This is a genomic window from Streptomyces sp. NPDC050508 (assembly GCF_040655155.1).
Classification (GTDB): Bacteria; Actinomycetota; Actinomycetes; order Streptomycetales; family Streptomycetaceae; genus Streptomyces.
The window spans coordinates 116,325-136,057 of the sequence record NZ_JBFAJJ010000020.1 but is presented as its reverse complement, the minus strand read 5'-3'; the positions used below and the strand labels follow the sequence as shown (position 1 = coordinate 136,057).

Here is a 19,733-nt window from a genome sequence, read left to right as displayed (position 1 = left end):
TCAGTCGCTCACCTGCACCACCGCGGTCGCCCCCGCCCGCACCGTCGGCGTCGCGTACGTGTAGGTCACGCCGTTGACCACCTCGGTGCGCACGCGCTGCGGAACGCCGTTGACCTTGATCTTCTTGTGGACGCCGGGGAAACGGGCTTCCCAACTGTAGGAGCCCTTGCGGGCGTTGTTCGTCAGCGTGGTCTTCGTGGCACCGTCGTGCCGCACGGTGACCGTGCCCGTGCCGATGGGGACGTCCGCCACCTGGAGCCACTTCATGCCGGACGGCAGCTGCGACTGGGTGGTCACCTTGTGGGCGGGCGCGTCCGGCGTGATGCCCATCAGGCCCTGAACGGTCTGACTGACCAGGGTGAACGACACCTCGGGGTAGTCGCCGTCGGGTCCCTGGCTGGAGTTGACGTGCTGGATCTCCCGCTCGCCGTAGATCTTCCGCATCCACTGCCAGGCGGTGTCGGCGCGGTTGTTCTTGAAGAACATGTCGGGCAGGTACGTCGTCGACTCGATGTTGGGCGAGCCGTCCGGGCCCAGCTCCTGTGCCTCGATGTAGTCGAGGTAGGCGTCGTTGCGCGGGCCGGGGTCGATGATCTGCTTCATCGGCATGAAGACGCTGTTCTCCTTGCCCCAGCCGGTGACCGGGGTGCCGGACAGGGTGTACGCGCGGACCATGTCGGCGCCGCTTCCGGTGCCGCTCCAGTCGTCGTTGAAGTACGTCTTCAGGTCGGCGGCCTTCTTGTCGTACGTCTTGGCAAGTTCGGTGTCGCCCTTGCCGCGTGCGAGGACGGCCATCGCCAGGTACGCCTGGTACTCGGAGGCGATGCCGTCCCCGGCCTCGGCCAGGCCGTCGCCGTCCTGTTCGTTGTAGCTGGCGGCGCCCGCGAAGATGCCCTGGCCCGTGCCCTCGGCGACCTTCACCTTGCCGTTGTCCTTGGCCGAGTTGTGCAGGTCGATGAACTGCTCGGTGGCGTGCCGGTAGAAGTCCCACAGCACCGGGTCGTCGACGTATCTGCGGTCGCCTGTCCACAGGTACGCCTGGGCCGCCTTCTCGACGAGTTCGAAGGTGGCCGGCACCTCGCGGACGAAATTGTCCGGGCTCTTGTAGTCGATGCTCAGGTAGGTCTTGGCGTCGAAGTTGAGGGACCACACCGGGAAGTACTTGTGCTCGGCGGTGGCCGATGCCGCGTACGAGCGGAGCATCGTCTCGTTCTCGGCGTCGAGCCCGATGAGATGGGCGCCGGCGAGCTGGTGGGTCATGTCACGGGAGTAGTAGGCGCTGCGGTTGGCGTATCCGGCCCAGTAGGTGGGCTCGTACGACGCGGTGCCGGTGCCGCCGGTCTGGTATTCGTCGACGTTGACCGGGCCTACGGTGCCAGGGAGTTGGACCCAGCTGTTGGCCTTCTTCTGGGCCCAGTCGAACATCGCGACGACCTCGGGGTCGGACGAGGTGACCTTGGGGTCGGCGGGCGCGGCGGGTGAGATCATCAGGTCGTCGGCGTTGACCCAGGCGGTGCCGGAGCCGAATTCGATCTGGAGCCGGTCGCCGGTCTTCAACGTGACGTTGCTGATGGTGTAGCGGGCGTACCCGGGGTGCTGCGGCAGGGTGATGGTCTGCACGGTCTCGCCGTTGCGCCGGACCGTGTACGTGCCGCCGGTGCCGGCGCTGCCGATCCAGGCGGAGAAGTCGTAACTGCCGTCGCGGGGCGCGACGATGGTCGTTTCCCCGCTCTTGCCGGCTCCGGCGTCGAGGTAGAGGAAGCGTTCGCCGCCGTGCCTGTTGCCGGTGCCGACGCCGGCCCCCGAGGTGAAGGTCCAGCCCGTGCCACCGTTCTCGAACCCGGGGTCCGGGATGGCGAGTTGGGGGCGGGGGGCGGCGGACGCGGTGGCCGACAGAGCGGGAGCCATCGGGGCGAGCAGGGCAACAGCGGTGAGCAGCATGAGCCTTGAGGGCTTCATCGGGTCTCCCGGTCTTCGGTCACTGCGGGATGGGGCCGCGTGGTGGCCGGAAAGCTAGCAGGGGCCGAAGTGGCGATTCAATGGTCATGCGCAAGAAACATGGAAGACATGCAGTCTCGCTGCTATGTTGCGTGGGAGGTTGGACTGAAAGTTTTCGTCCAACCATTGCAAGTCGGGGTGGAGGGAAGCGGATGAAGGTCGGCATCACCGAGGTCGCGGACCGGGCGCAGGTGAGCGAGGCCACGGTCAGCCGGGTCATCAACCGGCGCCAGGGCGTGTCCCGCAGGACCCGCGAGGCCGTCGAGCAGGCGATGGCCGACCTCGGCTACGAGCGCCAGACGCGAGGGCAACTCGTCGCGGTCGTCACCGAGTTGGTCTCCAACCCGTTCTTCGCCGATGTCGCCGAGCGCATCGAGTCCGTCCTCGCCCCGCACGGCCTGAAGACGGTCCTGTGCCCCTGCTTCCCGGGCGGAGTACAGGAGTTGGACTTCGTGACCTCCCTCGCCGACCGGGGCGTGGCCGCCGTCGTCTTCCTCTCGGCCAGCAACACGATCGAGGGCGCCGACCCGCAGGCGTACGAACTGCTGCGCTCCCGCAGGATCCCGTTCGTCGGGATCAACGGCCGGTTCGAGGGGGTGAGCGAGGCGCCGGTCTTCTCCACCGACGACCTGCTGGCCGCCGAACTCGCCGTCGACCACCTCCACCGGCTCGGGCACCGCCGTATCGGCATGGCGTCGGGCCCGGTCGGCAACCGCCCGGCCGACCTGCGTGTCAGCGGCTTCGTCAACTCGCTCGCCAGGCGTGGTGTCGAGGACGCCGAACAGTGGGTGGTCCGACAGTCCTACACCGTGGAGGGCGGCCAGTCCGCCGCGATCTCGCTGCTCGGCCGCGGCGCCACGGCGATCGTCGCCGCCAGCGACTACATGGCGCTGGGCGCGATCCGCGGCGCGCGCCGACAGGGGTACGACGTCCCGGGGGACGTGTCGGTCGTCGGCTACGACGGCTCCATGATCATGGACTTCGTCGATCCGCCGCTCACCACGGTCCGCCAGCCGGCCGACCGGCTGGCCTCGGAGGCGGGCCGCAGCGTCCTCGCCCTGGTCGGCAACCGCGATGTCCCGGTCGGGGAACTCCTCTTCGACCCCGAACTGGTGATCCGCGCGAGCACGGCATCGCCGAAGCAATCAACTCCCCCGATTCGTCCGGACCATTGACCCAGAGGTCGGATCTAAGGACACTCCAGTCGGAGATCCGACCGGGCGATCGGCGGCAACTCCCCCTATTCATCGGGTGTTTTGTGACTCATGAATGCTCCGGAGGGGCTATGTCTCGGTCTCGGTTCATATTTGTCGGGGTGGCGCTCGCGCTGCTCGTGGGCGGCGGCGGTCCTGTCGCCGCGGCGCAGAGAGCGACGCCGGTCGCGGTGGTCGACGTGGACGCGTACGGCGCCGACCCCTCGGGCCGGACGGACTCGACGCCCGCCGTCGTCGCGGCTATACGGCACGCCAAGAGCGTCGATCACGGCCGGCCGGTCAGGATCGTCTTCTCCAAGGGGACCTATCAGCTCTACCCCGAGCGGGCCGAGACGCGGGAGCTGTACGTCTCCAACACCGTTGGCGCCGACCAGCGTTACCGGGACAAGAAGATCGGGCTGCTCATCGAGGACATGCACGACGTCACCGTCGACGGCGGCGGGGCGAAGCTCGTCTACCACGGTCTGCAGACGGCGTTCGCGTCGATCCGCTCGACCAATGTGACGTTCCAGAACTTCTCGTTCGACTACGCGGCCCCCGAGGTCATCGACGCGACCGTCGCGACCGCCGGTGTCACCGACGGCGCCGACGCGCACGCCTACCGCGTCCTGAAGATCCCGGCCGGCAGCCCGTACGAGGTGAACGGCACGCACATCACCTGGCTCGGCGAGAAGAGCCCGGCCACCGGACAGCCGTACTGGTCGGGCACGGACGGACTGCAGTACACCCAGATCCACGACCCCAAGGCACAGAAGACCTGGCGCGGGGACAACCCGCTCTTCAACAACGTCTCCTCCGTCACCGATCTTGGCGACCGCCGGATCCGGATCGACTACATGACCGCGACGCAGCCGTCGGACGCCGGGCTCGTCTACCAGATGCGCCTGATCGAGCGGACGGAACCGGGCGCCTTCATCTGGCAGTCCAAGAACGTCACGATGCGCTCGATGAACGCCTACTACCTCCAATCCTTCGGTGTGGTGGGGCAGTTCAGCGAGAACATCTCCATCGACAAGGTGAACTTCGCGCCCGATCCGAAGTCCGGCCGGTCGACGGCGTCGTTCGCGGACTTCGTGCAGATGTCCGGCGTCAAGGGCAGGGTCTCCATCACCCGGAGCCTCTTCGACGGCCCGCACGACGACCCGATCAACATCCACGGCACGTATCTCGAAGTCGTAGGACAGCCGGGCCCGAACACCCTCACCCTCGCCTACGAACACCCGCAGACCGCGGGCTTCCCGCAGTTCGCGCCCGGTGACGAGGTCGAGTTCACGACGCAGCGCACGATGACTCCGGTGGCGGACCCGCATGCGAAGGTCACGGCGGTGGACGGCCCCAGCGGCATGGACCACACCAAGTCCCTCACCACCATGAACGTCACCTTCGACCGGCCGGTGCCCGCCGGGGTCGAGATCGGCGGCACGGTCGTCGAGAACATCACGGCCACCCCGTCGGTCGTCATCACCGGCAACACGTTCCGCAACGTGCCGACGCGCGGAATCCTGGTCACCACCCGCAAGCCCGTCCTGATCGCCGGCAACCGCTTCGACGCGATGTCCATGGCCAGCATCTACGTCTCCGCCGACGCCTACCAGTGGTACGAGTCCGGCCCGGTCGCCGACCTCACGATCCGCGACAACTCCTTCACGCGCCCCACCGGCCCCGTCATCTTCGTCGAGCCGACCAACCAGGTGGTCGACCCGGCGAACCCGGTGCACCACAACATCAAGGTCGAGCACAACTCCTTCGACATCAGCGACGTGACGGTCGTCAACGCCAAGAGCGTCGGCGGCTTCACCTTCACCGGCAACACGGTCCGCCGCCTCGCCGGACCGGGCGAACCGCCGTACACCTCCCCGCTGTTCGTCTTCCACGGCAGCACGGGCATCAAGATCGCCGACAACCACTACGACAAGGGCCTCAACACGTCCGTGGTCGAGGACTGAGGAACGGACTGAGGAATCACGGCACTCCGCCCACTGTTGTCGCACACAGCAGCGGGCGGACGATCCCTAAGGAGGCCGAGCGTGTACGGCGACTCAGCAACGATCCGCAAGATCCTCACCGAGCTGGGCGACACCTGGGCGATCGTGGGCCTGTCGGCGAACGAACGGCGTGCGGCACACGGCGTCGCCGACGTCCTCCAGCTCTACGGCAAGCGCATCGTGCCCGTCCATCCGAAGGCGGAGACGGTGCACGGCGAGCAGGGCTACGCCTCCCTCTCCGACATCCCCTTCGAGGTGGACGTCGTCGATGTGTTCGTCAACAGCGACCTCGCCGGAGCGGTCGCCGACGAGGCGGTCGCCAAGGGCGCGAAGGCCGTCTGGTTCCAGCTCGGCGTGATCGACGAGACCGCGTACGAGCGGACCCGGGCGGCGGGCCTGGAGATGGTGATGGACCGCTGCCCGGCGATCGAGATCCCGAGGCTCGGCCGCAGCTCCGGCTGACAGGGTAAGAAATCTGTGAACATGCCAAAGAAGCCCTAGAAGTCGAGTCAAATTTCAGGCAACAGACTTCTGTAAATATTCATTCATTCCTAGCCTGAGGCCTCTTGCCCGTTAAGCATGCGTGCTGACTTCGAGAGGCCCCTTGACATGGTGAGTGTTGACGAACTCGTCCCGGAGGCCTCCAAGGATCCGAGCGGGTTGCGGCGGGACGTCGGCCTGATCGGGCTGACATGGGCATCGGTCGGTTCGATCATCGGCTCCGGATGGCTGTACGGCGCGCACGACGCCGCCATCCAGGCCGGTCCCTCGGCGATCATCTCGTGGGTGATCGGTGCGGTCGCGATCGTACTGCTGGCCCTGGTGCACGCCGAGCTCGGCGGCATGTTCCCGGTGGCGGGCGGTACGGCCCGCTACCCGCACTACGCGTTCGGCGGACTGGCCGGCATGTCGTTCGGCTGGTTCTCCTGGCTCCAGGCCGCGACCGTGGCGCCGATCGAGGTCGAGGCCATGATCGGCTACGCCGGTCACTGGTCGTGGGCCAAGCACTTCCAGCACCACGACAAGACCCTGACGACCAGCGGTCTGCTGGTGGCGGTCGTGCTCATGGCGGTCTTCGTCGGTGTGAACTTCTTCGGTGTACGGGTGCTGGCGCACACCAACAGCGCCGCGACCTGGTGGAAGATCGCCGTTCCGCTGGGCGCGATCTTCGTCGTCGCCGTGGGCAACTTCCACCCGGCCAACTTCCACTCGGAGAGCTTCGCGCCGTTCGGCGCCAAGGGCGTGCTCACCGCGATCAGCACCAGCGGCATCATCTTCGCGCTGCTCGGCTTCGAGCAGGCCATCCAGCTGGCGGGCGAGAGCCGCAACCCCAAGCGGGACCTGCCGCGCGCCACGCTCGGCTCGGTCGCGATCGGTGCCGTCATCTACGTCCTGCTCCAGGTGGTGTTCATCGCCGCACTGCCGCACGCCGCCTTCGCGAACGGCTGGGCCCACCTCGCGTTCAAGGGCGACAGCGGCCCGTGGGCCGGCCTCGCGACCGTGGTGGGCCTCGGCTGGCTGGCCGTGGTCCTCTACGTCGACGCGATCATCTCCCCCGGCGGCACCGGCCTGATCTACACCACGGCCACCTCGCGGGTCTCCTACGGCCTGGCGAAGAACGGTTACGCCCCCAAGATCTTCGCGAAGACCGACAAGCGCGGTGTGCCGTGGTTCGGCCTCATCATGTCCTTCGTGACCGGCGTGATCTGCTTCCTGCCGTTCCCCAGCTGGCACAAGCTGGTGGGTTTCATCACCTCGGCGAGCGTGCTGATGTACGCGGGCGCCCCGCTGGCCTACGGCGTCTTCGCCGACAAGCTGCCGCGCCTGGAGCGCCCGTACCGGCTGCCGGCCGGCAAGGTGATCTCCCCGCTGTCGTTCGTGGTCGCCAACCTGATCATCTACTGGGCCGGCTGGGACACCCTGTGGCGGCTCGGCATCGCCATCATCCTCGGCTACCTGCTGCTCGGCTCCTACGCCTGGTACGCCACGGCCGGCGGGCGGCCCGACGCACCCCGGCTGGACTTCCGCGCCGCGCAGTGGCTGCCGGTCTACCTGCTGGGCATGGGCGTGATCTCCTGGCAGGGCGGCTTCGGCGGCCAGGGCAACATCCCGCTGTGGTGGGACATCCTGCTCATCGCCGTCTTCTCGATCGGCATCTACTACTGGGCCAGGGCGACGTCGTCCACGGTCGAGGACATCGAGCGCAGCATCGACGAGGTCGTGGTCACGGACGCGCCCGCGCACTGACCCGAACCGTCCCCAGCGAAATCCGAACCGGCCGCCGTCCAGGTGGCCGGTTTTCGGTTGTCCGGACACCGTCATAATGGCCGGGTGACCTTCACCTCCCCCCACCCCAACTCCGCGTCCCCACAACGCTTTCCGGTTGTCGTCGTGGGCGCCGGTCCCGCCGGGCTCACCGTCGGCAACATCCTGCGCGCGGCCGGGATCGACTGCCTGGTGCTGGAGACCGAGACCAGGGAGTTCATCGAGCGGCGGCCCCGGGCCGGCGTCATCGAGGAGTGGGCCGTGCGCGGGCTGGAGCAACGGGGGCTCGCCGAGAACCTGTTGGCGCGTGCGCAGCGGCACACCGAGTGCGAGTTCCGCTTCGGCGGGCAGCGGCACCGGCTGCCGTACACCGATCTGACGGGGCATCACCACTTCGTCTATCCGCAGCCGTTGCTGGTGACCGACCTGGTGCGGGAGTACGCGGACGTGCGGGGCGGCGAGATCCGTTTCGGCGTCCAGGACGTCGAGCTGCACGACCTCGACACCGACCGCCCGGCGGTGTCGTACACCGACCCGGAGACCGGTCAACGGCAGCTCGTGCACTGCGACTTCGTGGCGGGCTGCGACGGCGCGCGCGGGGTGACCCGGGCCGCGCTGCCGCCGGAGCGGGCCCGTGTCGCGCGGCACGACTACGGCATCGGCTGGCTCGCGCTGCTGGCCGAGGCGCCGCCGTCCTCGGACTGCGTGCTGTTCGGCGTCCATCCGCGCGGGTTCGCCGGGCACATGGCGCGCAGTCCCGAAGTCACCCGCTACTACCTGGAGTGCCCGCCCGGCGACGACCCCGACAACTGGTCGCACGACCGCGTCTGGTCCGAGCTCCAGCACCGGCTCGCCGCGACCGGCGCCCCGCCGCTCACCGAGGGCCGGCTGATCGAGAAACGCGTGCTCGACATGCACAACTACGTGGTCGAACCGATGGTTTTCGGCCGCCTCTTCCTCGCGGGCGACGCAGCCCATCTCACCGCGCCGATCGCCGCGAAGGGCATGAACCTCGCCCTGCACGACGCGTTCCTGCTCGGCGACGCACTCGTCGCGTATGCCACGAAGGGCGACTCCGCGGGCCTGGGCGGCTATTCGGAGGCCTGTCTGGGCCGCGTGTGGGAGTACCAGGAGTTCTCCCAGTGGCTCTCCGAGGTGTACCACGGCGCCTCGTCCGGCGACCCGTACCGCGCGGGCACCACCCTCGCCCGGCTGCGCCGCGTCTTCGCGTCCCCTTCCGCCGGGCTCGCGTTCGCGGAGTCGTACCTGGGCAAGGACCCCGCCTGCTGACGAACCGTCAGGCGTGCGGCGGGCGGTCGGTGAGCCGGTGGTCCGCCACGTTCAACGCCTCGTCGACCAGCCGTCGTAGATGACCGTCGCTCAGTGAGTAGATCACCCGACGGCCCTCCTTGCGCGTGGTCACCAGTCCCGCGAGGCGCAGCCTCGCCAGGTGCTGGCTGACGGCCGGGCGGGCCGCTTCGCACGCCTCCGTGAGCGTGCTGACGTCGGACTCCCCTGCCGTCAGCGCGTGCAGGAGAGTCAGCCGCGTGCGGTCGCCGAGGAGCGCGAGGAGTTCGGCGGCCAGCGCGAACTGCTCCTCGCCGGGGGTACGCGGGTGCGCATCATGCGCAGTTGATAGGTGCATGCGTGCGCTCATACGCACATAATGGCCCTGTGGGCGCCGTACGTCCACCCACGCACCGGAAGGGGACCAACGTGAGCGGCCAGCACCACCACGAGCACGAGCACGCACACCCGCACGACGACCACGGACACGACCACCCGCATCCCCATGACCACTCCCCCAAGGGAATCCGTCGCCGCCTCGGCCACCTCCTCACCCCCCACTCCCACGAGACCGCCGACAAGCTCGACTCCGCGCTGGAGTCCTCGGCCCGTGGCATGCGCGCGCTCTGGGTTTCGCTCGCGGTGCTGGGTGCGACGGCGCTGGTGCAGGCGGTCGTGGTGGTCATGTCCGGGTCTGTGGCGCTGCTCGGCGACACGGTGCACAACGCGGCGGACGCGCTGACCGCCGTACCGCTCGGCATCGCGTTCGTACTCGGCCGCCGGGCCGCCACCCGCCGTTTCACGTACGGCTACGGGCGCGCCGAGGATCTGGCCGGTATCGCGATCGTGCTGACGATCGCCGCGTCCGCGGCCTTCGCGGCCTGGGCCGCGGTGGACCGGCTGCTCGATCCGCGTCCCATGTCACACGTCCCGGTGGTCGCCGTCGCGGCGCTCGTCGGGTTCGTGGGCAACGAGTGGGTGGCCCGCTACCGGATGCGGGTCGGCCGGGAGATCGGGTCGGCCGCGTTGGTCGCCGACGGACTGCACGCCCGTACGGACGGGTTCACCTCGCTGGCCGTGCTCGTCGGGGCCGGTGGTTCGGCGCTGGGCTGGCAACTCGCCGATCCGATAGTGGGGTTGGCGATCACGGCAGCGATCGTGCTGGTGCTGCGGGACGCGGCGCGCGAGGTGTTCCGGCGCGTGATGGACGCCGTCGATCCGGCCCTGGTGGACCGGGCCGAGCACGCCTTGCGGAAGGTCGAAGGGGTGCGCGGGGTGGGCGAGTTGAGGCTCCGCTGGATCGGGCACCGGCTGCGCGCCGAGGTGGCGGTGGTCGTGGACGGGGAGGCGACGGTACGGCAGGCCCACGCCATCGCCGTGGCGGCCGAACACGCGCTGCTGCACACGGTGCCGCGGCTCACCGCTGCCCTGGTGCACGCCGACCCGGCGCCGGTGCCGGGCGAGGCGGACCCGCATGGGGAGTTGGCCCACCACAGCATGACCTGAGTTCGAGAAGTCGGGTCAGGCGACGCCCAGTCCCTCCAGTACCACCGCGCCCGGAAGCTCGGCGAACGCCTTGCCGGGGACGAGGAGTTTGCCGCGTCGGCGTCCGCTGCCGACCAGGACGTACGGCAGGTCGACGACGGCGGAGTCCACCAACACCGGCCAGTCGTCGGGGAGTCCGACGGGGGTGATGCCGCCGTACTCCATGCCGCTCTCGCCGGTCGCCGTGTCCATCGACGCGAACGAGGCCTTGCGGGCGCCGAGTTGGCGGCGGACCACGCCGTTCACGTCGACGCGGGTGGTGGACAGGACCACGCAGGCGGCGAGCATGGTCTCGCCGCCGCGCTTTCCGGCCACCACCACGCAGTTCGCTGACTGGTCCAGGAGTTCACGGCCGTAGTGCTCGACGAAGGTGGCGGTGTCGGCCCACTCCGGGTCGGTGTCGACGTAGACGATCTGCTCGGCGGGGACGCTGCCGCGCCAGGCGCGCACGGCGTCGGCGACCGGGCGGGTCAGTTCGTCGAGGCAGTCCGGGGCGGGGGTGGCGTGGTCGAAGTGTCCGATCGGTGCGCGCATGACGGCACGCTAACAGTCGTACGGCGGCTGCTCACGGGGTGTCTCCGCGGACGGGCGGGACCGACACCGTCATCATCATCTCCATCGGCACCTCGCCCCGATTCCCGTACGTGTGCGGGGTGTTGGCCTCGAAGGTGGCGCTCGCCCCGGCCGGGACGAGGTGGTCCTCGCCGTCCACGGTGAGGGTCAGCTCGCCGGTGGTGACATGGACCAGTTCGACCGTGCCGGTGGGATGCGGCTCGGAGGGGCTGCTCTCCCCCGGCATCAGCCGCCAGTCCCACAGCTCCAGCGGTCCGGGCGCCTCGGTGCCGGCGAGGAGGCGGTTGTAGCTGCCGGCGTCGGTGTGCCAGAGCCGCACGGCGCGCTCGGCGGGGACGACTCGGACCTTCGGCCCCTGCTCGTAGTCGAGCAGGGTGGTGACGCTGACGCCGAGGGCGTCGCCGATCTTGACGACCGTGCCGATGCTGGGATTCGTGCGGGCCTGCTCGATCTGGATGAGCATGCCCCGGCTGACGGCGGCCCGGGCGGCGAGCACGTCCAGGGTGAAGCCACGCACCGAGCGCCAGTGCTTGACGTTGCGCGCCAGGGACTGGGTCAGCAGGTCGAGGTCCGACACATTCCGTCCAATACCTTCAGGCCAATATTCTGAATGACAGAGTGCAATGCAGTGAACTACGGTGTGGTGCACCCGATCGTTCACCGAACTGTACTGCGAGGCGACCCGTGACAGCATTCTTCGCCCTGGCCACCAGCCTCCTGTGGGGGTTGGCCGACTTCGGCGGCGGTCTGCTGACCCGACGATCCCCTGCGCTGACGGTGGTCGTGGTGTCCCAGGGGATCGCGGCGGCCGTGCTCGGCGCGGTCGTGGTGGCCACCGGCGGCTGGAGCGAGGCCGGCCCGCGGCTGTGGTTCGCGTTCGCGGCGGGACTGGTGGGACCGGTCGCCCTCCTCTCCTTCTACAAGGCGCTCGCGCTGGGCCCGATGGGCGTCGTCTCGCCGCTCGCGACACTGAGCGTGGCCGTCCCGGTCGGCGTGGGGCTCTTCCTCGGGGAGCGGCCCGGGCTGATGCAGGTGGCGGGGATCGCGGTCGCCGTCACCGGGGTCGTCCTGGCCGGCGGCCCGCAGCTGCGCGGTGCGCCCGTGCAACGGCGGGCGATCCTGCTGACGTTGATCGCGGCGCTCGGCTTCGGCACGGTGTTCGCGCTGATCGCGGAGGCGTCCACCAGCGTCACCGGCCTCTTCCTCGCACTGTTCGTGCAGCGCGTGACGAACGTGGCCACGGGCGGTGCCGCGCTCTACGTCTCCGTGCGGCGGGGCGGGGCCGCGGTCCCGGAGGGCGGGTTCCGCTGGGGTTCGCTGCCGGCGCTGGCCTTCGTGGGGCTGGCCGATGTGGCGGCCAACGGGACGTACTCGGTCGCCGCGCAGCATGGGCCGGTGACCGTGGCGGCAGTGCTCGCGTCGCTGTATCCGGTGGTGACCTCGCTGGCCGCGCGCGGGTTCCTGAGTGAGCGCTTGCGCATGGTTCAGGCCGCGGGAGCGGGACTTGCGCTGGTGGGGACCTTGCTGCTGGCGACGGGGTGAGGGGTCAGGCTTCGGCGTCCAGCTCGGCGAGGTGGGCGATCGTGCTCTCGTCCAGCTCGGCGAGCCGCGCCGCGCCCGCACCGTCCAGGCCCGCGAGCGCCCGCAGCTGATCCGGTGTCACATCCGCGGGGATCGGCACCGGTGCGGGAGTGCGCAGCGGCGGCTGCCAGCCCTCCGTCTGCGTCCAGCGCCGTACGACCCGTGCGGGCGCCCCCGCCACCACGGCATGGTCGGGCACCGCGCCGCGGACCACGGCACCGGCCGCCACCACCACGTTCCGGCCGATCCGCGCGCCCGGCAGGATCACCGCGCCGGTGCCGATCCAGCAGCCCGAGCCGATCTCGACGGGTTCCATGCGCGGCCACTGCTTGCCGATGGGCTGGTGCGGATCGTCGTAGGAATGGTTCGTGGACGTGACGTAGACGTACGGCCCGAAGTAGCAGTCGCTGCCGATGGTGACCGTCGTGTCGGCGATCACGTGGCTGCCGCGGCCGAGGACGACGCCGTCGCCGAGGCGCAGGATGGGGTCGGGGCCGAGGTCGAGGTCGGGCATCAGGCCGGCGGTGAGGGTGACCTGTTCGCCGACGATGCAGTGGGCGCCGAGATGGATCCAGGGCTCGCCGAAGACCGTGCCCAGCGGGAAGGCGAGTCTGGTACCTGTTCCCATCGCGCCGAAGCGGAACCGTCCCGGGTGTGCGGCGGTGACGGAGCCCGTGCGCTGCACCCAGGCCCAGCCCGCGTGGACGGCGCGCTGCGCGAGGTGGCGCCGCCATTCTGAGAACGTGTTCTTGCGCTTGGGCACCCGGCCACGGTACTCAGCGAGAGCCGGGGCCATGAGGTCCGGCCGCTGTGATCTTCGCCCTACCCGATGACGTACGGTGCGGGTGTCTCCGACGGTTGGGAGGGTCTTATGACGCACAGGGCGTTGATCGTGGGTATTGGTGGCAGGGAGCCGGAGGTCGATGAGTCGGCATTCGTGGCTCCTACGGCGTCTGTGATCGGGGACGTCTCGTTGGGGGCGGGGGCGAGTGTCTGGTACGGGGCCGTGTTGCGGGGTGACGTCGAGCGGATCTCGGTGGGGGCGAGCAGCAATATTCAGGACAACTGCACGCTGCACGCCGATCCGGGGTTTCCGGTCAGTGTCGGGGAGCGGGTTTCCGTCGGGCACAACGCCGTTGTGCATGGGGCGACCGTTGAGGACGACTGCCTGATCGGGATGGGGGCTACGGTGCTCAACGGGGCGGTGATCGGGGCGGGTTCGCTGGTTGCGGCTCAGGCGTTGGTGCCGCAGGGGATGGTTGTGCCGCCGGGATCGCTGGTCGCGGGTGTGCCTGCGAAGGTGCGGCGGGAGCTGAGCGGTGAGGAGCGGGAGGGGTTGACCCTTAACGGCACCATGTATGCGGAGTTGGCCAAGGCGCATCGCGGGGTGCATGAGTAGGTCGTTTGGCGGGTGCGGGTCGGATGTGGCTGGTCGCGCCGTTCCCCGCGCCCCTTTGGGGCGCCTTACTCGGCGGCGTTTACCGGTTCGGGCTCGTTTTTCTTGGCTGTCATCTTTTGCGCCTTTCGGCGCACGATCAGCATTGAGGCGAGGCCGACCAGGACCGCTGCCGCCAGGCCGAAGTACGAGAAGCGCTTGAGCCAGTCCTCGGCGACGATTCCCACGTAGTAGACGACCGCTGTGGTGCCGCCCGCCCAGATGACTCCGCCGAGGACGTTGGCGATCAGGAACTTCCAGTACGGCATGCGGAGTACGCCCGCGAGGGGGCCGGCGAAGATGCGGAGCAGGGCGATGAAGCGGCCGAAGAAGACGGCCCACATGCCCCATTTTTCGAAGGACCGCTCGGCGGTGGCGACATGGCCCTCGCTGAAGTGTCTGGGGAACTTGTTCGCGAGCCAGGCGAGCAGGGGGCGTCCGCCCTTGCGGCCGATCGCGTAGCCGATGGAGTCGCCGATGACGGCACCGAGGCTGGCGCAGGCACCGAGGACGATCGGGTTGATGTCCGAGTGCTGGGAGGAGAGCAGTGCCGCCGAGACCAGGACGATCTCGCCCGGCAGCGGAATACCCAGGCTCTCCACCCCGATGACGAGTGCCACCAGGGCGTAGACGGCCACCGCGGGCACCGTGTCGAGCCATTCCTGGACGTGCAACGCCGGTCCTCCCGAGTTCGCGTACTGCCGTGCGCCGCAAAAAAGGGCCCACTCCGGGAAGGGTACCGCCCGGCATCACGCGCCGACGCCCCGCGCGACGACCGCATCGGGACCGCTCCGTTACGTGCCGGACGGGCCGAAAGCGCATGGACTGCCGGAGATTCACTTAAGGTAGCCTTGCCTAAGTTGGCCGGTTTCCGGAGGGTGGCTGGTGGGAGCAGGGGAACTGTCGGGACGGGACGTCCTGACGCGCTCGGTCAGGGGACAGATACGGCGCGTCGCTCTCGGCTCGGCGCTCGGAAGCGTGCACCAACTGGGGGAAGCCCTGGTGCCGGTGCTCATCGGTGTCGTGATCGACCAGGCCGTCGCCGGGCAGGACGCCGGACGTCTGGCCTTGTGGCTCGGCGTGCTGGCCGTCATGTACGTGACTCTCTCGTGGAGTTTCCGGCTGGGCGCCAAGGCCGGTGAACGTGGTGCCGAAGAGGCCGCGCACACACTGCGGTTGGCGATCGTGAGCCGGGTGCTCGACGCCCGTGGCGGTGCCGAGGAGGGACGGCTGCCCGGTGAGCTGGCCAACGTCGCCACAGAGGACGCCAAACGGGTCGGCGCGGTCAACATGGCGCTCATGGCGGGCATTTGGGCCGTCGCAGGCGTCGTCGTGAGCGCCGTGGCACTGCTGCTGACGTCCGTGACGCTCGGGCTGATCGTGCTGCTGGGCACGCCCGTGCTGCTGTGGCTGGGGCATCTGCTGAGCAAGCCGCTGGAGCGTCGCAGCGAGGCCGAGCAGGACAAGGCCGCTCATGCGTCGGGCGTGGCCGCAGACCTGGTGGCCGGGCTGCGCGTGCTGAAGGGGCTCGGTGCGCAGCAGGCCGCCGTCGAGCGGTATCGCCGGAGGAGTCGCATCTCCCTTGCCGCCACGCTGCGTTCGGCTCGTGCCGAGTCCTGGCAGACCGGGCTCGTGCTGGCCCTGACGGGTGGGTTCATCGCGCTGATCGCCCTCGTCGGCGGCCGGCTGGCACTCAACGGGACTCTCACTCTGGGCCAGTTGGTGTCGGCGGTGGGGCTCGCGCTGTTCCTGCTGGGGCCGTTGGAGACGTTCGCGTGGGTCAACGCCGAGCTGGCGCAGGGCCGTGCCTCGGCCGCGCGGGTCGCGGAGGTGCTCGCCACCGGGCCCGCCGTCGTGGACGGCGACGACCCGGTCGCCGAGCCCGTGCGCGGGGAACTCCGCTTGCGCGGCGTACGGCTCGACGGCCTCGACGGCCTCGATCTCGACCTGCCCGCCGGGCAGTTGACCGGCATCGCGGTGACCGACCCTGCTGGTGCCGAGGCCCTGTTGCGCTGCCTGGGCCGGGAGACGGACCCCGAGTCGGGTTCGGTGGAACTGGACGGCGTACCGCTGACCCGGCTGGATCCGACGGGACTTCGGGCGGCGGTGCTGGTCGCCGCGCACGACGCGGCCCTGTTCGACGGCTCGTTGGCGGCGAACGTGATTCCGGAGGACGACGCGGAGGACGACGAGGAGGACGACTCCGGGCGCGGTCCTGCGGACGGCACGGCGGACCTGGAGCCCGACCTCCGTACCGAGCGCGCCATGGCCGCCGCCCGCGCCGACGAGGTGGCCCACTCCCTGCCGTACGGCGCCGCCACCGGTGTCGGCGAGGGCGGCCGGTCCCTGTCGGGCGGGCAGCGTCAACGCGTCCTGCTGGCAAGGGCGTTGCGCGCGGGTCCGCCCGTCCTGGTCGTGCACGATCCGACGACGGCTGTCGACACGGTGACCGAGGCCCGCATCGCGGAGGGCCTGCGTGAGTTCCGGCGGGGCCGCACCACGGTCGTGGTGACCAACAGCCCCGCGCTCCTCGCCGTCACCGACCGCGTGATCCTCCTCGACGGCGGCCGGGTCGGCGCCGAGGGCACCCACGCGGAACTCGTACGGACCGACGCGACCTACCGGACGGCGGTGCTGGCATGACGACGGAAGCCGAGGGGACAGGGGCAGGGCGGGTGGACGCCGAGCGCGCTCTCCTCCCCACCGCCACCGCCGCCCGCACCCGCGCCGCGGTCCGTGAACTGCTACGCCCTCAGCGGGGGTTGGCCGCCGCTGGGTTCGGGCTGATGGTGGTCGCCACCGCGATCGGGCTGCTCACCCAGCCGCTGCTGGGACACATCGTCGACGTGGTCACCGAGCACCGCTCCGCCGACGCGCTCACCCTGCCGGTGGTCGCCCTGGCCGGCGTCGCCGTGGTCCAGGGCGTGACGACCGCGCTCGGCATGTCACTCGTGTCCCGGCTCGGCGAGACCGCGCTCGCCCGGCTGCGCGAACTGTTCGTGGAACGTGCCCTGTCGCTGCCGCTGGACCGGGTCGAGAAGGCCGGCTCCGGGGATCTCAACTCCCGTGTCACACGCGACGTTTCGCGGGTCGCCGACGCGGTGCGTGGCGCGCTGCCCGAACTGGCGCGGTCCGCGCTGTCGATCGTATTGACACTGGGCGCCCTCGCCCTGCTGGACTGGCGGTTCCTGCTCGCGGCCCTCATCGCGGTGCCCGTGCAGGCGCACACCGCCCGCTGGTACGTGCGCAACGCCGTGCCGCTGTACGCCAAGGAGCGCATCGCCACCGGGACACAGCAGCAGCAGCTCCTGGACACCATCGGCGGCGCCCGGACCGTGCGGGCGTACCGGCTGCAGAAGGGCCACACCCGGCGGGTCACCGAGCGCTCCCGCTCGGCGGTCGAACTGACCATGAGCGGCGTGCAGTTGATGCTCCGCTTCTACAGTCGGCTGCACATCGCCGAGTACCTGGGGCTGTCCGCCGTCCTGGCCACCGGGTTCCTGCTGGTGCGCGACGGTTCCGCCTCGGTCGGCACGGCCACCGCCGCCGCGCTCTACTTCCACACTCTCTTCGGCCCGGTCAACACCGCGCTGGTGCTCCTCGACGACGCCCAGTCGGCAACTGCCGGACTGGCACGGCTCGTTGGGGTGGTGGACGAACCCGCGCCCGTGGTCGCCGACCGTACGACCGCCGGCGGACCCCCGTCCGTGACACTGACCGGTGTCTCCCACGCGTATGTCCCGGGCCGCCCGGTGCTGCACGACGTCGACCTGGAGATCCGGCCCAAGGAGCGGGTCGCGCTGGTCGGTACGACCGGTGCGGGCAAGACGACCCTGGCCAAGCTGGTCGCGGGGCTGCACCGCCCGCAGTCGGGCCGGATCGACGTCGGTGGCCAGGAGCCGGACGAGGCAGGGCAGTTGGTCGGGCTCGTCACGCAGGAGGTCCATGTCTTCGCCGGGCCGCTCGCCGACGATCTGCGGCTGGCCCGCCCGGACGCGCATGTCGAGGAACTGCGCGAGGCGCTCGCCACGGTGGGCGCGCTCGGCTGGGCCGAGGCGTTGCCGGAGGGCCTGGACACGGTCGTCGGTGACGGTGGTCACCGGCTGACCGCGGACCGTGCGCAGCAACTCGCCCTGGCCCGGCTGTTGTTGGCCGACCCGCCGGTCGTCGTCCTCGACGAGGCGACGGCGGAGGCGGGGAGTTCGGGTGCCCGGCAGCTCGACGAGGCCGCCGAACAGGCCCTGCGCGGCCGGACGGCACTGGTCGTGGCGCACCGGCTCAGCCAGGCCGCCTCCGCGGACCGGGTGGTCGTCCTGAGCGACGGCCGGGTCGTGGAGAACGGCACGCACGACGAACTCCTCGCCGCCCAGGGCCCGTACGCGACCCTGTGGCACGCCTGGTCCGACAGCCGTTCCGCCGGGGCCACCCCCGACGCCCACTAGACCTGTCACCCCCCGCCGACCCCATCGCGACGAACAGAAGGATCATCCGATGCCCCGCGTCACCAGAGCCTCCCGGCTGTCCGGCCTGCTCGCCTCCGTACTCCTGCTGGCCGTCACGGCGGTCGGCTGCGGTTCCTCCAACACCGGCTCCGATGCGTCCAGTTCGGATACGGCGGGGTCGGATGCGAAGGCCTCCGCGGACGCCTTCCCCGTGACGATCGCCCACAAGTTCGGCAGTACGACGATCAAGTCCGAGCCCAAGCGCATCGTCACCGTCGGTCTCACCGACCAGGACGCCGTCCTCGCCCTGGGCAAGGTGCCGGTCGGTACGACCGAGTGGCTCGGCGGCTACAAGGGTGCCATCGGCCCTTGGGCCACAGACAAGTTGGGCAGTGCGGCGGCGCCGACCGTCCTCAAGGACACCGGCACCGGCCCGCAGGTGGAGAAGATCGCCGCCCTGAAGCCGGATCTGATCCTCGCCGTGTACTCGGGCCTGACCAAGGCGCAGTACCAGAGCCTGTCGCAGTTCGCGCCGGTCGTCGCCCAGCCGAAGGCCTACAACGACTACGGCGTGCCGTGGCAGCAGCAGACCGAGGAGATAGGCAAGGCGCTCGGCAAGGCCGACGAGGCCAAGACCCTGGTGTCGGGCGTCGAGGCCAAGTTCGCGGCGGCCAAGAAGGCCAACCCCGCCTTCGCCGGTGCCTCGGCCGTCATGGCGACACCGTACGAGGGCGTGTTCGTCTACGGCAGCCAGGACCCGCGCTCCCGGCTCCTGTCCGACCTGGGCTTCTCGCTCCCCAAGGACCTCGACAAGGTCATCGGGGACACGTTCGGCGCCAATATCAGCAAGGAGCGCTACGACCTGCTCGACCAGAAGGTCGCCGTGTGGATCGTGCCGGACACCACCACGGCCGTCACCAAGCTGCACAGCGACAAGATCTACGGCGACCTGAACGTGGTGAAGCAGGGCCGCGAGGTCTTCATCAAGGAGACCAGTGACTACGGCAACGCCGTATCCCTGTCTACGGTGTTGAGCATCCCCTACGTCCTGGACCGCATGGTGCCGCAGCTCGCGGCGGCGGTGGACGGCAAGACGTCGACGAAGGTGGAACAGCCGGCGTCCTGACCCACGGATATGTGAAAGGGGGGCGGGTCCATGGTAGTTCGGACCCGCCCCCCTTTTTTTCGTGTGCTCAGGCCCCGTCGACCAGGCTCTTCGGCCTCATGTCCGTCCAGTTGGTCTCGATGTGGTCGAGGCACTCCTGCCGTGCGGCCGGTCCGTAGGCGACCGTCCAGCCCGCCGGTACGTCCACGAAGTCGGGCCAGAGGCTGTGCTGGCCCTCGTCGTTGACTAGGACGGAGTAGACGCCTTCGGGGTTCTCGAACGGGTTGCTCATGTCGGGGGTTC

The 19,733-nt window shown here is 69.8% G+C and carries 18 protein-coding genes; 11 read left to right on the top strand and 7 right to left on the bottom strand.

Annotated features, from left to right (window positions below; all coding sequences use genetic code 11):
* Entirely contained in the window at positions 1 to 1,959 is a 1,959-nt protein-coding gene (locus AB0I69_RS40380; RefSeq protein ID WP_363100763.1) for a hypothetical protein, read from the bottom strand.
* 191 nt (positions 1,960 to 2,150) lie between these two features.
* Between AB0I69_RS40380 and AB0I69_RS40375 the strand changes: the two genes are divergently transcribed.
* From AB0I69_RS40375 to AB0I69_RS40355, 5 genes are all read left to right on the top strand, one after another.
* Positions 2,151 to 3,173, top strand: coding sequence for a LacI family DNA-binding transcriptional regulator (locus AB0I69_RS40375; protein WP_363100762.1), 1,023 nt, complete (start codon positions 2,151 to 2,153; stop codon positions 3,171 to 3,173).
* A 140-nt stretch (positions 3,174 to 3,313) separates the two neighbouring features.
* Complete coding sequence (locus AB0I69_RS40370; protein ID WP_363100761.1) at positions 3,314 to 5,158, top strand: right-handed parallel beta-helix repeat-containing protein; 1,845 nt, start codon at positions 3,314 to 3,316, stop codon at positions 5,156 to 5,158.
* A gap of 81 nt (positions 5,159 to 5,239) precedes the next feature.
* The gene (locus AB0I69_RS40365) at positions 5,240 to 5,659 is read left to right on the top strand and encodes a CoA-binding protein (protein ID WP_363100760.1); all 420 of its coding nucleotides are present in this window, start codon (positions 5,240 to 5,242) and stop codon (positions 5,657 to 5,659) included.
* A gap of 147 nt (positions 5,660 to 5,806) precedes the next feature.
* A complete protein-coding gene (locus AB0I69_RS40360) occupies positions 5,807 to 7,444 on the top strand; it encodes an APC family permease (protein ID WP_363100759.1) in 1,638 nt (545 codons plus the stop codon).
* 84 nt (positions 7,445 to 7,528) lie between these two features.
* Positions 7,529 to 8,752, top strand: coding sequence for a 4-hydroxybenzoate 3-monooxygenase (locus tag AB0I69_RS40355; RefSeq protein WP_363100758.1), 1,224 nt, complete (start codon positions 7,529 to 7,531; stop codon positions 8,750 to 8,752).
* 7 nt (positions 8,753 to 8,759) lie between these two features.
* On the opposite strand, the gene AB0I69_RS40350 is transcribed toward AB0I69_RS40355, so the two are convergent.
* The gene (locus AB0I69_RS40350) at positions 8,760 to 9,119 is read right to left on the bottom strand and encodes a metalloregulator ArsR/SmtB family transcription factor (RefSeq protein WP_363100757.1); all 360 of its coding nucleotides are present in this window, start codon (positions 9,117 to 9,119) and stop codon (positions 8,760 to 8,762) included.
* A 59-nt stretch (positions 9,120 to 9,178) separates the two neighbouring features.
* Here AB0I69_RS40350 and AB0I69_RS40345 point away from each other — a divergent pair, with 59 nt between their 5' ends.
* Positions 9,179 to 10,255 carry a cation diffusion facilitator family transporter gene (locus AB0I69_RS40345; RefSeq protein WP_363100756.1) on the top strand — a complete coding sequence of 359 codons (1,077 nt, stop codon included), beginning with the start codon at positions 9,179 to 9,181 and terminating at the stop codon, positions 10,253 to 10,255.
* Between the two features lie 15 nt (positions 10,256 to 10,270).
* Here AB0I69_RS40345 and AB0I69_RS40340 read toward each other — a convergent pair whose 3' ends face one another.
* Together AB0I69_RS40340 and AB0I69_RS40335 are read right to left on the bottom strand one after the other, a co-directional pair.
* On the bottom strand, positions 10,271 to 10,828 hold the full coding sequence (locus AB0I69_RS40340) for a YbaK/EbsC family protein (protein ID WP_363100755.1): 558 nt from the start codon (positions 10,826 to 10,828) through the stop codon (positions 10,271 to 10,273).
* Between the two features lie 31 nt (positions 10,829 to 10,859).
* A complete protein-coding gene (locus AB0I69_RS40335) occupies positions 10,860 to 11,444 on the bottom strand; it encodes an XRE family transcriptional regulator (protein ID WP_363100754.1) in 585 nt (194 codons plus the stop codon).
* Between the two features lie 107 nt (positions 11,445 to 11,551).
* On the opposite strand from AB0I69_RS40335, the gene AB0I69_RS40330 reads away from it, so the two are divergent.
* Positions 11,552 to 12,409: a DMT family transporter gene (locus AB0I69_RS40330; RefSeq protein WP_363100753.1), complete on the top strand. Its 858-nt coding sequence runs from the start codon at positions 11,552 to 11,554 to the stop codon at positions 12,407 to 12,409.
* A 4-nt stretch (positions 12,410 to 12,413) separates the two neighbouring features.
* Here AB0I69_RS40330 and AB0I69_RS40325 read toward each other — a convergent pair whose 3' ends face one another.
* On the bottom strand, positions 12,414 to 13,211 hold the full coding sequence (locus AB0I69_RS40325; protein ID WP_363100752.1) for an acyltransferase: 798 nt from the start codon (positions 13,209 to 13,211) through the stop codon (positions 12,414 to 12,416).
* 108 nt (positions 13,212 to 13,319) lie between these two features.
* Between AB0I69_RS40325 and AB0I69_RS40320 the strand changes: the two genes are divergently transcribed.
* A complete protein-coding gene (locus tag AB0I69_RS40320) occupies positions 13,320 to 13,847 on the top strand; it encodes a gamma carbonic anhydrase family protein (RefSeq protein WP_363100751.1) in 528 nt (175 codons plus the stop codon).
* Between the two features lie 65 nt (positions 13,848 to 13,912).
* On the opposite strand, the gene AB0I69_RS40315 is transcribed toward AB0I69_RS40320, so the two are convergent.
* The gene (locus AB0I69_RS40315) at positions 13,913 to 14,557 is read right to left on the bottom strand and encodes a DedA family protein (RefSeq protein WP_363100750.1); all 645 of its coding nucleotides are present in this window, start codon (positions 14,555 to 14,557) and stop codon (positions 13,913 to 13,915) included.
* Positions 14,558 to 14,768: 211 nt separating this feature from the next.
* Between AB0I69_RS40315 and AB0I69_RS40310 the strand changes: the two genes are divergently transcribed.
* Genes AB0I69_RS40310 through AB0I69_RS40300 form a run of 3 tightly spaced genes read left to right on the top strand, consistent with a single transcriptional unit; the run spans position 14,769 to position 19,451 of the window.
* A complete protein-coding gene (locus AB0I69_RS40310) occupies positions 14,769 to 16,526 on the top strand; it encodes an ABC transporter ATP-binding protein (RefSeq protein WP_363100749.1) in 1,758 nt (585 codons plus the stop codon).
* A complete protein-coding gene (locus AB0I69_RS40305) occupies positions 16,523 to 18,325 on the top strand; it encodes an ABC transporter ATP-binding protein (RefSeq protein ID WP_363100748.1) in 1,803 nt (600 codons plus the stop codon). Before AB0I69_RS40310 ends, AB0I69_RS40305 begins: the two co-directional genes overlap by 4 nt.
* A gap of 49 nt (positions 18,326 to 18,374) precedes the next feature.
* The gene (locus tag AB0I69_RS40300) at positions 18,375 to 19,451 is read left to right on the top strand and encodes an iron-siderophore ABC transporter substrate-binding protein (RefSeq protein ID WP_363100747.1); all 1,077 of its coding nucleotides are present in this window, start codon (positions 18,375 to 18,377) and stop codon (positions 19,449 to 19,451) included.
* A 67-nt stretch (positions 19,452 to 19,518) separates the two neighbouring features.
* Here AB0I69_RS40300 and AB0I69_RS40295 read toward each other — a convergent pair whose 3' ends face one another.
* The gene (locus AB0I69_RS40295) at positions 19,519 to 19,722 is read right to left on the bottom strand and encodes an MbtH family protein (RefSeq protein WP_363100746.1); all 204 of its coding nucleotides are present in this window, start codon (positions 19,720 to 19,722) and stop codon (positions 19,519 to 19,521) included.
* Positions 19,723 to 19,733 lie beyond the last annotated feature (11 nt).

Bases quoted from the DNA above. Each gene is read 5' to 3' on its own strand.
- AB0I69_RS40295 (WP_363100746.1), bottom strand. From the start codon at position 19,722: ATGAGCAACCCGTTCGAGAACCCCGAAGGCGTCTACTCCGTCCTAGTC.
- AB0I69_RS40305 (WP_363100748.1), top strand. From the start codon at position 16,523: ATGACGACGGAAGCCGAGGGGACAGGGGCAGGGCGGGTGGACGCCGAG.
- AB0I69_RS40300 (WP_363100747.1), top strand. From the start codon at position 18,375: ATGCCCCGCGTCACCAGAGCCTCCCGGCTGTCCGGCCTGCTCGCCTCC.
- AB0I69_RS40320 (WP_363100751.1), top strand. From the start codon at position 13,320: ATGACGCACAGGGCGTTGATCGTGGGTATTGGTGGCAGGGAGCCGGAG.
- AB0I69_RS40375 (WP_363100762.1), top strand. From the start codon at position 2,151: ATGAAGGTCGGCATCACCGAGGTCGCGGACCGGGCGCAGGTGAGCGAG.
- AB0I69_RS40340 (WP_363100755.1), bottom strand. From the start codon at position 10,828: ATGCGCGCACCGATCGGACACTTCGACCACGCCACCCCCGCCCCGGAC.
- AB0I69_RS40350 (WP_363100757.1), bottom strand. From the start codon at position 9,119: ATGAGCGCACGCATGCACCTATCAACTGCGCATGATGCGCACCCGCGT.
- AB0I69_RS40380 (WP_363100763.1), bottom strand. From the start codon at position 1,959: ATGAAGCCCTCAAGGCTCATGCTGCTCACCGCTGTTGCCCTGCTCGCC.
- AB0I69_RS40360 (WP_363100759.1), top strand. From the start codon at position 5,807: ATGGTGAGTGTTGACGAACTCGTCCCGGAGGCCTCCAAGGATCCGAGC.